The organism is Exiguobacterium sp. AT1b (genome assembly GCF_000023045.1).
GTDB lineage: Bacteria > Bacillota > Bacilli > Exiguobacteriales > Exiguobacteriaceae > Exiguobacterium.
The window spans coordinates 1,539,201-1,552,500 of record NC_012673.1; the positions used below are offsets into that span (position 1 = coordinate 1,539,201).

At 49.7% G+C, this 13,300-nt stretch carries 10 protein-coding genes, 8 tRNA genes and 2 rRNA genes (1 of these 20 running past the window's edge); all 20 read right to left on the minus strand.

Features of this window, described 5'->3' with window-relative positions; translation table 11 throughout:
- Window positions 1-30: 30 nt before the first annotated feature.
- Window positions 31-249 carry a helix-turn-helix transcriptional regulator gene (locus tag EAT1B_RS07890; protein WP_012727632.1) on the minus strand — a complete coding sequence of 73 codons (219 nt, stop codon included), beginning with the start codon at window positions 247-249 and terminating at the stop codon, window positions 31-33.
- 10 nt (window positions 250-259) lie between these two features.
- The gene (locus EAT1B_RS07895; RefSeq protein WP_012727633.1) at window positions 260-739 is read right to left on the minus strand and encodes a DUF2975 domain-containing protein; all 480 of its coding nucleotides are present in this window, start codon (window positions 737-739) and stop codon (window positions 260-262) included.
- Window positions 740-853: 114 nt separating this feature from the next.
- Window positions 854-1,417, minus strand: coding sequence for a YdhK family protein (locus tag EAT1B_RS07900; RefSeq protein ID WP_012727634.1), 564 nt, complete (start codon window positions 1,415-1,417; stop codon window positions 854-856).
- A gap of 139 nt (window positions 1,418-1,556) precedes the next feature.
- Entirely contained in the window at window positions 1,557-3,353 is a 1,797-nt protein-coding gene (gene glmS / locus EAT1B_RS07905; protein ID WP_012727635.1) for a glutamine--fructose-6-phosphate transaminase (isomerizing), read from the minus strand.
- 358 nt (window positions 3,354-3,711) lie between these two features.
- A complete protein-coding gene (gene glmM / locus EAT1B_RS07910; protein WP_012727636.1) occupies window positions 3,712-5,070 on the minus strand; it encodes a phosphoglucosamine mutase in 1,359 nt (452 codons plus the stop codon).
- 36 nt (window positions 5,071-5,106) lie between these two features.
- Entirely contained in the window at window positions 5,107-6,387 is a 1,281-nt protein-coding gene (locus tag EAT1B_RS07915) for a YbbR-like domain-containing protein (protein ID WP_012727637.1), read from the minus strand.
- Window positions 6,388-7,248 carry a diadenylate cyclase CdaA gene (gene cdaA / locus EAT1B_RS07920; protein ID WP_012727638.1) on the minus strand — a complete coding sequence of 287 codons (861 nt, stop codon included), beginning with the start codon at window positions 7,246-7,248 and terminating at the stop codon, window positions 6,388-6,390.
- 127 nt (window positions 7,249-7,375) lie between these two features.
- The gene (locus EAT1B_RS07925) at window positions 7,376-8,011 is read right to left on the minus strand and encodes an RseA family anti-sigma factor (protein WP_012727639.1); all 636 of its coding nucleotides are present in this window, start codon (window positions 8,009-8,011) and stop codon (window positions 7,376-7,378) included.
- Window positions 8,008-8,583, minus strand: a complete 576-nt coding sequence (gene sigW / locus EAT1B_RS07930) for an RNA polymerase sigma factor SigW (RefSeq protein WP_012727640.1) — start codon at window positions 8,581-8,583, stop codon at window positions 8,008-8,010. Before sigW ends, EAT1B_RS07925 begins: the two co-directional genes overlap by 4 nt.
- A gap of 131 nt (window positions 8,584-8,714) precedes the next feature.
- Window positions 8,715-9,617 (minus strand): arginase, encoded by a 903-nt coding sequence (rocF, locus tag EAT1B_RS07935; protein ID WP_012727641.1) that lies wholly within the window; start codon window positions 9,615-9,617, stop codon window positions 8,715-8,717.
- A 201-nt stretch (window positions 9,618-9,818) separates the two neighbouring features.
- A tRNA-Ala gene (locus EAT1B_RS07940) sits at window positions 9,819-9,894 on the minus strand.
- 18 nt (window positions 9,895-9,912) lie between these two features.
- A tRNA-Gly gene (locus tag EAT1B_RS07945) sits at window positions 9,913-9,987 on the minus strand.
- 6 nt (window positions 9,988-9,993) lie between these two features.
- Window positions 9,994-10,069 (minus strand) — tRNA-Lys (locus EAT1B_RS07950).
- A gap of 5 nt (window positions 10,070-10,074) precedes the next feature.
- Window positions 10,075-10,158: transfer RNA gene (locus tag EAT1B_RS07955), tRNA-Tyr, on the minus strand.
- A gap of 7 nt (window positions 10,159-10,165) precedes the next feature.
- Window positions 10,166-10,238 (minus strand) — tRNA-Thr (locus tag EAT1B_RS07960).
- A 31-nt stretch (window positions 10,239-10,269) separates the two neighbouring features.
- Window positions 10,270-10,345 (minus strand) — tRNA-Val (locus EAT1B_RS07965).
- 4 nt (window positions 10,346-10,349) lie between these two features.
- Window positions 10,350-10,424, minus strand: a tRNA-Glu gene (locus EAT1B_RS07970).
- 5 nt (window positions 10,425-10,429) lie between these two features.
- Window positions 10,430-10,504: transfer RNA gene (locus EAT1B_RS07975), tRNA-Asn, on the minus strand.
- Between the two features lie 8 nt (window positions 10,505-10,512).
- A 5S ribosomal RNA gene (gene rrf, locus EAT1B_RS07980) occupies window positions 10,513-10,629 on the minus strand.
- 95 nt (window positions 10,630-10,724) lie between these two features.
- Window positions 10,725-13,300, minus strand: a 23S ribosomal RNA gene (locus EAT1B_RS07985) (it continues 338 nt past the right edge of the window).

Genomic DNA, 13,300 nt, shown 5'->3' on the forward strand with positions numbered 1-13,300 from the left:
ACGTTTCAAATTCATATAAAAAGCAGAGATTCACTCTGCTCGCTCGTCCGCTCGATATTCCAATATGTCTCCCGGTTGACAGTCGAGTGCTTCGCAAATCGCTTCAAGTGTCGAAAAACGAATCGCTTTGGCCTTCCCGTTTTTTAAAATCGACAAGTTCGCCATCGTAATCCCGACTCGCTCCGACAGTTCCGTCACACTCATTTTTCGTTTCGCCAACATCACATCCAGATTCACAATCATCGCCATTTCTCTCACCTCAGACCGTCAAATCGATTTCTTGTTTCATGTCGATGGCGCGCTTCAATAGTTTCTGTAACAACTCAGCAAAAACCGCAATGACGAATGCGGCGAAGACGAAGACGAACCCGATGACTAAAAATCCTGGCGAGTCGTCACGCTCAGCGAACCAATAGAAGAAGGGAAGCAACGCCGTATAGATAACCGTGATGGTCAATGCACAATACTTGATTACCCGAAGTACTTTCACCGCTTCATAGGAGAATGCCTCGTTCCGGTCAATCAATCCAAGTAAGGTAAACGTCTGGAACAAAGCCATAAAATAGGGAACTGCCGCCACATACATCCCGATAACAATCGGACGCATCGAATTCGCAATCCATCCCCCGCTCTCTTTTGCGTCTCGCCAAAGAAACGGTAGTAAAAAGATACAGGCCGCAAGAATCGGGAGGGCTAAGACAATCACCGATAGTTTTAAAAAGACGGTTTCTCGTTTCACCTGTCATACACCTCACTCATTTTATTTCTTTTATCATACGCCCATTTTTATCGTTTATCAATAAAAATTTATCGAAAAAAATAGACCTCAAGATGTACTCGAGGTCTATCACATTCATTTCATTGCTTCTAATTCACTTTCGGTCACCCATTTATGGTTTGTGACCTCTTCTCCGTCTTCAGTCGTGTAATCAACCATGTAAACGGTCGTCTCTTCCACTGTATCGATAGTCGCTTCTGCGCCGTCCATTCCTTCCATATGGTCGGCAGCCAATACGACCTCATCCCCTTCAGACAAAGGCGCCTCGTCCGGATTATCCAGTTCTTCGTGAATCACCCATTTGTGATCCTCCACCGGGTCACCGCCTGTAGTCGGCGTATAGCTGACGGCGTAGACCGTCGTATCATAAGCACCGACAATCGTCGCCTCCACACCTTCCATACCCGGCATGTGATCCGCTGTCATCATCGCGGTTGATCCGACTGGATACGTCGGATCACTGGCTTCCTTCAGCCCGCCTGGAACTTCTCCAGACCCCGAATGATCCATCGCTGAATGGTCCATACTTTGCTCTTCCGACATCTCCATCGATGTATCCTCTGCTGTATCCCCACATGCGGCCAATGATGTGGCGAGAATCATGACACCTAGACCTGTCATCCATTTCTTCTGTTTCATCGAATCTCTCCTTTATCCATACTCATGTAGATTTTACCCCCTCTTTTGAAGAAACAGACGTTTTTGAGAACATTGCGATGATTTGTTAACTCATTGCAACAAAAAAGACCAAAATCCCGAAAGATTTTGGTCTTGAACATTATTCAACCGTTACAGACTTCGCCAAGTTACGTGGCTTGTCGACATCACAGTCGCGAGCAAGTGCTGCATAGTACGAGATGAGTTGAAGTGGAAGAACCGTCACGAGTGGCGTGAGAAGTGGTTCAACACGCGGAAGAACGAATGCGTCGTTCTCATGTTCCATTCCTTCCATTGAAATCGTACATGCGATGGCACCACGCGCCACAACTTCCTTGATGTTTCCACGGATGTTGAGGTGTGTGTTCGGTTGAGACACGAGCGTGATGACCGGTGTCCCATCTTCAATCAAGGCAATCGGACCGTGTTTGAGTTCCCCACCTGGGTACCCTTCTGCTTGGATATATGAAATCTCTTTCAGCTTCAATGCGCCTTCGAGACCTACATATGAATCCAATCCACGTCCGAGGAAGAATGCGTTACGTGACTCTTTCAAGAACTTATCTGCAAGCTCTTCAAAGATTTCTTTTTGTGCCATGATCGAGTCCATCGTTGTCGCAACGAGTGCGAGTTCCTGCATGAGATCAAACGGAAGTTTCTTCCCGTTCGCACGAGCGATGTCGTATGCAAGAATCGCGAGAACGGCAATCTGTGCCGTGTATGCTTTCGTCGACGCGACCGCAATCTCTGGTCCTGCGTGGAGGAGCATCGTCTCGTTCGCTTCACGTGACAATGTCGATCCTGCCACGTTTGTTAACGTGAGCGCTTTATGGCCCAATTTTTTCACTTCGACGAGCACGGCACGGCTGTCCGCTGTCTCACCTGATTGTGAGATGAAGAGGAAGAGTGGCTTCTCTGTCAAAAGTGGCATGTTGTAACCGAACTCTGATGCGACGTGTACTTCAGTCGGTACACCTGCAACGCGCTCGATCAATTGCTTCCCGACAAGACCAGCGTGGTAACTCGTACCACATGCGACGATATAGACGCGGTCTGCTTCCGAGACGAGTTCACGCACGCCTTCTGCGAGCTCGATGTCGCCGTTCTCGTTCTGGTAGTGCTGGATGATGTTGCGGATGACGGCCGGCTGCTCGTCCATCTCCTTCAACATGTAGTGCGCGTACGTGCCCTTCTCGATGTCCGATGCATCGATCTCGGCCGTGTATGGCGCACGCTCGAGCACGTCACCGTCGAGCGTCTTGATCGTCGCCGACTCACGTGTGAGGATGACGATCTCACCGTCGTGGAGCTCGAGGTACTGGTCCGTCACCTGGAGCATCGCCATCGCGTCTGATGCGACGACGTTGAACGTGCCGTCACCGAGTCCGACGAGGAGCGGTGACTTGTTCTTCCCGATATAGAGGCGTTCTTTGTCCTCTGAGTCGATCATCGCGATCGCATACGAACCGTGGAGGTCCGAGAGCGTCTTGCGGAACGCCGCCTCGACATCGCCGAGCTCGACGAAGTGCTTCTCCATGAGCTGGACGATGACTTCCGTGTCCGTCTCTGAAAGGAACGGGACGTCGAGCGTCTTCTTGATGATTTCGTCGTTCTCGATTACGCCGTTATGCACGAGCGTGAAGCGTCCTGTCGTACTTTGGTGCGGGTGGGCGTTCGGCACGCTCGGTACCCCGTGTGTCGCCCAACGTGTGTGGCCGATTCCAATCGTGCCGTCTACTTCTGCTGGGATGATTTCGCGTAGCGCAGCAATGCGACCGACTTCTTTGTGAACGTTGACATTCTCATGCATCAACGCAAGACCTGCCGAGTCATAACCACGGTACTCGAGTTTTTCAAGACCTTTGAGAAGGACTTCCTTCGCTCCGGTATTCCCAATCATTCCTACAATTCCACACATAAACAAATCTCCTCTATTCTTCGATTTCTCGAAAAAGGAAACGGGCTTTTTCTAAGAGCTGTCAGTACACGCTTCTTTGTCCGTCCGGTCGCCCGGGCGTTTTAAAAGCATGCTTATCGTCGTGACAGGCGACGAGGAGGCATCCGCCGAAATCTCGATAACCTCCAACCTCGTCAACTCCGCAGAGTTCTGGCGCTTGTTCGTACTCTTGTGTCCTTCCGTTTCCAAGGTCACGCTCTTAATAGTACAAATCACACCCCCATTCGTCAAGAAAATCCGCTGTTTTCTCGATGACAAAACGGAAACAAAAAGGGAATCCGATGTGGATTCCCTTGTGTTATTCCCGGTTTCGAAAATTTTATCCGTCTACGCCGTAATCTTCGCGCACGACTTGTGCGATTTTTTCAACGTAACGGTCACACTCTTCCGCTGTCGGGGCTTCAGCCATGACACGAACAAGTGGTTCTGTACCTGATGCACGGACGAGGATTCGACCGTTTCCGGCCATTTCCGCTTCCGCTTCTTGAATCGTTGCCAAGACACGCTCTCCGTTCATCGCATCGTTTTTATTCGTCACACGAATGTTCACGAGCTTTTGCGGATAAACCGGCATCTCTGCTGCCAATTCAGACAGTTTACGACCTGTCGATTTCACGATTTCTGCCAATTGCACGCCAGATAACATACCGTCACCCGTTGTCGAGTGATCGAGGAAAATCAAGTGACCTGATTGTTCGCCACCGAGCGTGTATTGGTGTTTTTTCATTTCTTCGACGACATACCGGTCACCTACCGCTGTTTGAAGCGCCGTCATGCCCGCTTCTTCTACGGCTTTATGGAATCCGAGATTACTCATGACCGTCGCAACAATCGTGTTGTCTTTGAGACGCCCTTTTTCACTCAAGTATTTCCCACAAATATACATGATCTTGTCTCCGTCGACGATGTCACCGTTCTCGTCAATCGCGATCAAACGGTCTCCGTCCCCATCGAAGGCAAGTCCCATGTCCGCTCCTTTTTCACGGACGAACTCAGCCAAGTGCTCAGGGTGTGTCGATCCGACACCTTCGTTGATATTTAAACCGTTCGGAGAGTTTCCGATTGTCGACACGTTTGCTTCTAAGTCCGCAAACAGTCGAGCCGCAAGGCCACTCGTCGCCCCATGTGCACAGTCGAGTGCGATGTGAAGACCATCAAAGTCTTCTTCTACCGTTTGTTTCAACATTTGAAGATACTTTTGCGCTCCTTCGTAGTAATCCGATACGAAACCGAGATCTTTCCCTGTCGGACGCGGGAGCGTATCTTCCGCAGCATCCAAGATGTCTTCAATTTCTTGCTCGGTCGCATCATCTAATTTGAAACCATCGCTACCGAAGAATTTGATTCCGTTGTCCGCCACCGGGTTATGCGATGCCGAAATCATGACACCTGCCGTCGCATCGAGCGATTTCGTCAAGTAAGCCACTCCAGGAGTTGAGATGACACCGAGACGCATCACTTCTGCACCGATGGAGAGAAGACCCGCAATCAATGCACCTTCAAGCATATGTCCTGAAATTCGTGTGTCACGACCAATCAACACTTTTGGCTGTTCGCCTTCTGGCAAATGTTTCGACAACACATAGCCACCCGCACGACCTAAACGATATGCTAATTCCGCAGTTAACTCAGAGTTGGCAACACCGCGAACTCCATCTGTTCCAAAATATTTACCCATAAGATTAAATCCTCACTTTTGTATGATTGAACATCTTTATTGAATGGAAGATGTTTCTGTTTCTTCATCGACGCCCGTCAATTGAACATCGATTGTCTTTGGCGAGATCACGGTCACGCCTTTTGGTACTTCATAATCTGCATCGACCGCATGTGTTCCGCTCGGTAATCCAGTCAGATCCAACGTCACGTTGACACTGTTTGATGAGATGCTTTCAAGAAGGGAACGTTTGCCCGAGAGCGTTACGCTGACCACATCTTGCGTTTGAATCGTGAAATTCGTCCGGTCATATCCACGGACATTGATTGGAACGGTCAATCGAATCCGCTCCGTCAACTCACCTGTGTCATCTTTCGTCTCATCATTTGGACGAACGAGTACCTGGACTTCTACTTCTTTTTTACCGAGTGAAGTCGCCCCTTCTGGAAGACGAAGGGTAGCGGTCACTTTTTCCGACTTCGTTAAATCGTCAAGTTCAATCGGTTCCGTCTCCACTTGTTGGAGTTCATCTAACACCGCTTTTGGTGCAAAGACACGGACTTCCGTCTCACCAAGTAACGTATCGACTAACCGGAAGTCATCCGCCACCTCACCGCTCGTGACGACCTCGATTGGAATCATCGCACTTTCATTGTAAATCGGAACGGTCACATTGATGATATTTGGATCGACCGACACGTTCAACGGATTTCCATTCGCATCTAAAATGGTCGGTGGAATCTCACGAGTGAACGTCTGGCTTTGATTGGAAACATCCACATTCAATGTGATTTCTTTGACGTTTTGAATCCGACTCGCGCCTCCTGTGACCTTAACAGTCGACGGTTCGATTTCAACATCGCCCGCGACTTTGCCGTCCGGTAATTGATCTTTGTTCAACAGATTCACGGACACAGGCACTTCAATCGTTTGTTTCCGATCGATATAGATTTCGACAGTCTCTCGATCTAGCTTGACATTGACATCTCCGCCGAAACCACGCGCCTCAACGGGGACACGATGGAATCCAGTGCCAAGATTGGTCAAATCGACGAACACTTGATAATCTTTCACCAATTTCGTCATCGTTAAACTACTAGATGGTCCTTGAAGCTCAACACCCATCTCTTCCGGAACATTATATGCGACATACTGGACCTCATCAAAAAATACTTCGACCGGCACATCGAGCGTCATGGAACTTTGTCCGACGATTGGCAATGCGCTTGAGGCGTTATTCGAAGAGCTGGTCTCAGCGACCATTAAGTATAAAAGGACGGCTAAAGCAAGTGCGATGAAGCGGAGAAACCACTTATGTTGTAACCACTGATCAATCACTTACTTATCCCCTCCTTTTTTGCCGAAGAACGAGAGGGTCGCCTCTTTTTCTTCGATGACGAGTTCTTGAATTAATTTATTGCGAAGCGCTTCTTCGTCCAGTTCTCGATACAAGCGGCCCGCGATTGCAAGTGAGACTGCTCCCGTTTCTTCTGAGACGGTAAGAGTGACGCTATCCGTCACTTCACTGACTCCGATGGCTGCCCGGTGACGCGTCCCGAGGGCTTTATCGATGTGCGGACTTTCCGAAAGTGGTAAATAGCAAGCTGCCGCCGCAATCTTCCCGTCCTGAATAATCATCGCGCCGTCATGAAGCGGCGTATTCGGAATGAATAAGTTAATAATCAACTGGGATGTGATATGCGAATCCATACGAATGCCGGTCTCCACATATTCGTTCAATCCCGTATCACGTTCAATCGCAATCAATGCACCGATTCGCCGTTTTGACATGTACTGTGCGGAACTGACGATGGCTTCAATCATTTGTCGTTGTTGCTCCTCATCACTCGTTCCCGTACGACTGAATAAGTTACTCGTTCGTCCGAGATGTTCAAGACCCCGTCTCAACTCTGGCTGGAAAATGATGATGATTCCGAGGAGACCGTACGTGATCACCTGATTTAGCAAGAACTGGAGCGTCTTCAACCCGAAGAAACCGCTCAAGAACCAACTGACTAGAATGATGGAAATTCCTTTAATTAATTGTACTGCTTTTGTCCCACGCACAATCATCATTAATTTATAAATGACATACGTGACGACGACGATATCTAAAACATCATTCAAATAATCGTACCAATGTACGTTTTCTGAAAGATTTAAAAATGAGAAAAATGATACTTGTTCAAGTAGCGGCAAATGCTCCCCTCCTCAACTACCTAGCTAAATCGTGCAAATTCCATTATATCATCATTTCTATAGATACGCATTGCGTCACGTCAAAACGAAACCAGATTGAAACGAAAAAAAGACGCCAGAAGCGTCTTTAGAAAAGTTGTTTTATCGAATACCAAATCCATTCGAACATCTGATCGATCTGTTCGAGTTCACCTGTCACTTGACCGGCACTTGCCAAATAGGCACGACCATTGACGGCTGTCGCGTCTCCATTGACGGTACCTTCAATCCGTAAATCGCCACCTTGGACCGTGATGTCTTTTTCAACCGTGACACCGGCCGGGACAATGACTTCATTCTCGGATACGATCACACCTGGTACTTTTGTATAGGTCATCGTCTCTGAAGCACTGCTCCATAGTCCGAGTGTCGCACTAGACATCAAACTAAAGAACAGTACGGCCGCAATCAAACCTGGATGCCGTTGCAACCATTGCATTTGTTTCGAGTGCGGTTTGCGTTCTTTTCGAACTGGTTTTGAAAACGGTACGACGGGATCAGGTGCTGTCTGTACAGGAGTTTCAGGTAAAGCGGCCATCACTCGAGCCGTAAAATCTGCTGATAACTTTGGACGAGGCAATGCTTTCAGTTCTGCGTCGATTCGTTCATATTGTAGATACGATTCATATAATTCATCGTCCTCTAGCAATTGACGCAATTCGTCAGATTCTTCGGGCAAAACGCCATCTTCCAAATATTGTTGTACTTTTTCTTCAGGAGTCAATTGAACCCCTCCCTATTTTGAAAGATTGTTTTTAACATTTCTCTTCCCCGGAAGATCCTTGTCTTAACCGTTGCGACCGGCATGTCGATCATCACGCTGATTTCTTTAAGCGACAAATCATCCACATATTTTAATAATAACGGAATGCGATATTTGTCTGGAAGTTGCTTGATTGCCTCATGCATTTCACTTCGAATTTCGCGATGAACCACTTGGGCATCGGGTTGGGGCGCTTCATCAGCTAAGTGGTCTTGATAAGTCAAACCGTCTGTACCCGCAATTTCGGCATCCATCGAATATTCCGGCTTCCGTTTCCTCAATCGGTCGATGGCAACGTTTGTCGTGATTCGATAGAGCCATGTTTTGAACTTATATTGCGCGTCGTACGTATCGATTCGTGTATAGGCACGAATGAACGCCTCTTGGGCAGCGTCCTCTGCTTCGCCACGATCATACAAAATTTTATAGGCGATTGCAAAGACGCCATCCTTGTATAGTTCTACCAGTTCGGCAAACGAATCGTGATTCCCCGCCCTCAATTCATCAACCAAACGGGTGGTCAGCCGTTCCATCAATCCACTTCCCCTCTCCGCTACACATGCGGTCATCTCTATATACGTCTTGATATTGAAATGGTTTCAAAAAAAATCAAAAAAAGTTTCCATCCCCATTGTAGCAAACGGGTTTGGAAACTGTAAGGAAATCAGACGGTTTCGCCTTCCAATAACAGGTTTTCTTTAGATTTAATAATCGTTTCACATAGGCGATAGGCCAACTGAGCCGTCACGTCATCTCGGTCTAATGCCGGATTTAACTCGACGAGCTCTACTGCAATCAAGTCTTCTGCTTGCATCGCTTCTTTTAAAATCGCTTTGGCTTCGACTTCTGTTAAACCGCCGTCAACCGGTGTACCTGTTCCAGGAACGAGGGATGCATCGAGACTATCCATATCGAAACTGATATAAAAACGGTCTACTCGTTCACGAAGATAACGCATTGCCTCTTGCATGATGACATCCACACCACGCGTACGTACTTCTTCTACTGTAATGACTTTGATGCCGAGTCGATTGATTTCATTCATTTCTCCTTCATCGATATCACGCAGGGCAATATAAACTAAGTGCTCTGGTGATAGCTTCGGATCACGTCCGCCCACTTCTGTCAGACGCACGTCGCCCATCCCCATCGCTGCCGCAAGTGGCATTCCGTGAATGTTCCCCGATGGTGACGTTTCGCCTGTATTCAAGTCAGCGTGAGCATCCACCCAAACGACTCCATAAGGGCCTGTTTGAGCCAATCCAGCAAGAGTACCGATTGCCATACTATGATCGCCCCCAACGATCAATGGGAATCGTTTTTCTGAAATCTCACGATGTACGACTTCTGCTAATTCCGTGACGGTATGCAGGACACCATCGACCCGTTTTAAATGTTCTTCATTTTCTCGAATTTCAGATTCCGGCAAGACACGAATCGTATGTTTGACCGTTTCTGTTGGAAGGAGTTGTTGCATCCCCATTTCATTTAACTTTGTCGGTCCTTGATCGACCCCTAATTTCCCCTGACCGTAACGCAGCGGCACGTGAATATATGACCATTGCATCGCCATTCCCCCTTTATACGCTTGATAGTTAAATTGTAAACGCTATCATTTGTTTGGTTCAACTCGGCAGAATGATGAATAAACATGCAAAAAGGCAGCCTGAATGGTGGCAGGCTGCCTTTCTCTGTACTCTCAATTGAATGGTTCATGGTTTTAGGCAAAAAAAAACTTAAGTCATCACTAACTTAAGAAAAAAACATATGGTGGAGCCTAGCGGGATCGAACCGCTGACCTCCTGCGTGCAAGGCAGGCGCTCTCCCAGCTGAGCTAAGGCCCCAATACAGGGATAAGAATATGGAGCGGAAGACGGGATTCGAACCCGCGACCCCGACCTTGGCAAGGTCGTATTCTACCACTGAACTACTTCCGCAAAAAATGGTGAGCCATGCAGGGCTCGAACCTGCGACCCTCTGATTAAAAGTCAGATGCTCTACCAACTGAGCTAATGGCTCAAACCTGGTGGGGGGGGGCGGATTCGAACCGCCGAACCCGAAGGAGCGGATTTACAGTCCGCCGCGTTTAGCCACTTCGCTACCCCCCCCGAGGAGTGCCGGCGAAAGGATTCGAACCCTCGACCCTCTGATTACAAGTCAGATGCTCTACCAACTGAGCTACACCGGCATATATATAGGTTTGATGTAATAAATAAAGATGGTGGAGGATGACGGGATCGAACCGCCGACCCCCTGCTTGTAAGGCAGGTGCTCTCCCAGCTGAGCTAATCCTCCATAATGGTGACCCGTACGGGATTCGAACCCGTGTTACCGCCGTGAAAGGGCGGTGTCTTAACCGCTTGACCAACGGGCCTAAATTGGCTCCGCAAGTAGGATTTGAACCTACGACCTACCGGTTAACAGCCGGTTGCTCTACCACTGAGCTATTGCGGAACGATCTTGCCTGGCAACGTCCTATCCTCACAGGGGGAGATCCCCCAACTACTTTCGGCGCTGAGACGCTTAACTTCCGTGTTCGGCATGGGAACGGGTGTGGCCGTCTCGCTATCGCCACCAGACAAAATGAATATTAACACCGCGTCATACGCATGTCAATATTGTTTTAGGGTTTGTTCCCTGAAAACTGAGGATTCATCAACACAAACCATTAGACTAGATCAAAGCCTCGACCGATTAGTATCATTCAGCTCCACGTGTCGCCACGCTTCCACCCATGACCTATCTACCTCATCGTCTCTGAGGGGTCTTTCTTGATTGCTCAAAGGGAAATCTCATCTCGGAGGGGGCTTCATGCTTAGATGCTTTCAGCACTTATCCCGTCCGCACGTAGCTACCCAGCGGTGCTCCTGGCGGAACAACTGGTACACCAGCGGTGCGTCCATCCCGGTCCTCTCGTACTAAGGACAGCTCTCCTCAAATTTCCTGCGCCCACGACGGATAGGGACCGAACTGTCTCACGACGTTCTGAACCCAGCTCGCGTACCGCTTTAATGGGCGAACAGCCCAACCCTTGGGACCTACTCCAGCCCCAGGATGCGATGAGCCGACATCGAGGTGCCAAACCTCCCCGTCGATGTGGACTCTTGGGGGAGATCAGCCTGTTATCCCCAGGGTAGCTTTTATCCGTTGAGCGATGGCCCTTCCATGCGGAACCACCGGATCACTAAGCCCGACTTTCGTCCCTGCTCGACTTGTAGGTCTCGCAGTCAAGCTCCCTTCTGCCTTTGCACTCTTCGAATGATTTCCAACCATTCTGAGGGAACCTTTGGGCGCCTCCGTTACTGTTTAGGAGGCGACCGCCCCAGTCAAACTACCCGCCTGACACGGTCCTCCAGCCGGATCACGGCTGCGAGTTAGAGACTCTATACGCAAAGGGTGGTATCCCAAGGGTGTCTCCACCGAAGCTGGCGCTCCGGCTTCACAAACTCCCACCTATCCTGTACATCGCGTACAAAGCCTCAATATCAGGCTGTAGTAAAGCTCCATGGGGTCTTTCCGTCCTGTCGCGGGTAACCTGCATCTTCACAGGTACTATGATTTCACCGGGTCTCTCGTTGAGACAGTGCCCAAATCGTTACGCCTTTCGTGCGGGTCGGAACTTACCCGACAAGGAATTTCGCTACCTTAGGACCGTTATAGTTACGGCCGCCGTTTACTGGGGCTTCGGTTCAGTGCTTCTCTTGCGATGACACATCCCCTTAACCTTCCAGCACCGGGCAGGCGTCAGCCCCTATACTTCATCTTGCGATTTAGCAGAGACCTGTGTTTTTGCTAAACAGTCGTTTGGGCCTATTCACTGCGGCTTATGTTTCCATAAGCGTCCCTTCTCCCGAAGTTACGGGACCATTTTGCCGAGTTCCTTAACGAGAGTTATCCCGCGCGTCTTAGAATTCTCATCTCGCCTACCTGTGTCGGTTTGCGGTACTGGCGCCGACCTCCTCACTAGAGGCTTTTCTTGGCAGCGTGAAATCCGGTGCTTCGCCCTACGGGCTCCACGTCACAGCTCAACCTTGTATGCCGGGCGGATTTGCCAACCCGACGGCCTCGCTGCTTGTCCGTGCACTTCCAGTCGCACGGTCACCTTATCCTTCTGCGTCCCCCCATCGTTCAAACGGTGGTACGGCGGTACAGGAATATCGACCTGTTGTCCATCGCCTACGCCTTTCGGCCTCGGCTTAGGTCCAGACTAACCCTGAGCGGACGAGCCTTCCTCAGGAAACCTTAGGCTTTCGACGGAGGGGATTCTCACCCCTCTTTTCGCTACTCACACCGGCATTCTCACTTCCAAGCGCTCCACGGCTCCTCACGATACCGCTTCACTGCTGCTTGGAACGCTCTCCTACCATCCCTTACGGGATCCATAGCTTCGGTGGTATGTTTAGCCCCGTTACATTTTCGGCGCGGCGCCACTCGACTAGTGAGCTATTACGCACTCTTTGAATGGTGGCTGCTTCTAAGCCAACATCCTAGTTGTCTGTGCAGCGCCACATCCTTTTCCACTTAACATACACTTGGGGACCTTAGCTGATGGTCTGGGCTGTTTCCCTCTCGACTACGGATCTTATCACTCGCAGTCTGACTCCCGAGTACAAGTTGCTGGCATTTGGAGTTTGACTGAATTCGGTAACCCTGTGGGGGCCCCTAGTCCAATCAGTGCTCTACCTCCAGAACTCTTCACCTCGAGGCTAGCCCTAAAGCTATTTCGGAGAGAACCAGCTATCTCCAGGTTCGATTGGCATTTCACCGCTACCCACACCTCATCCCCGCACTTTTCAACGTGCGTGGGTTCGGACCTCCAGTCAGTGTTACCTGACCTTCATCCTGGACATGGGTAGATCACCTGGTTTCGGGTCTACGACGACGGACTGATGCGCCCTGTTCAGACTCGCTTTCGCTGCGGCTCCGCCTCATCGGCTTAACCTCGCCCGCCATCGTAACTCGCCGGTTCATTCTACAAAAGGCACGCCATCACCCGTGAACGGGCTCTGACTACTTGTAGGCATACGGTTTCAGGATCTCTTTCACTCCCCTTCCGGGGTGCTTTTCACCTTTCCCTCACGGTACTGGTTCACTATCGGTCACTAGGAAGTATTTAGCCTTGGGAGATGGTCCTCCCGGATTCCGACGGGGTTTCACGTGTCCCGCCGTACTCAGGATCCACTCTGGAGGGGATGGGGTTTCGGCTACAGGGCCGTCACCTTCTCTGGCCGACCTTTCCAGGTCGTTCGC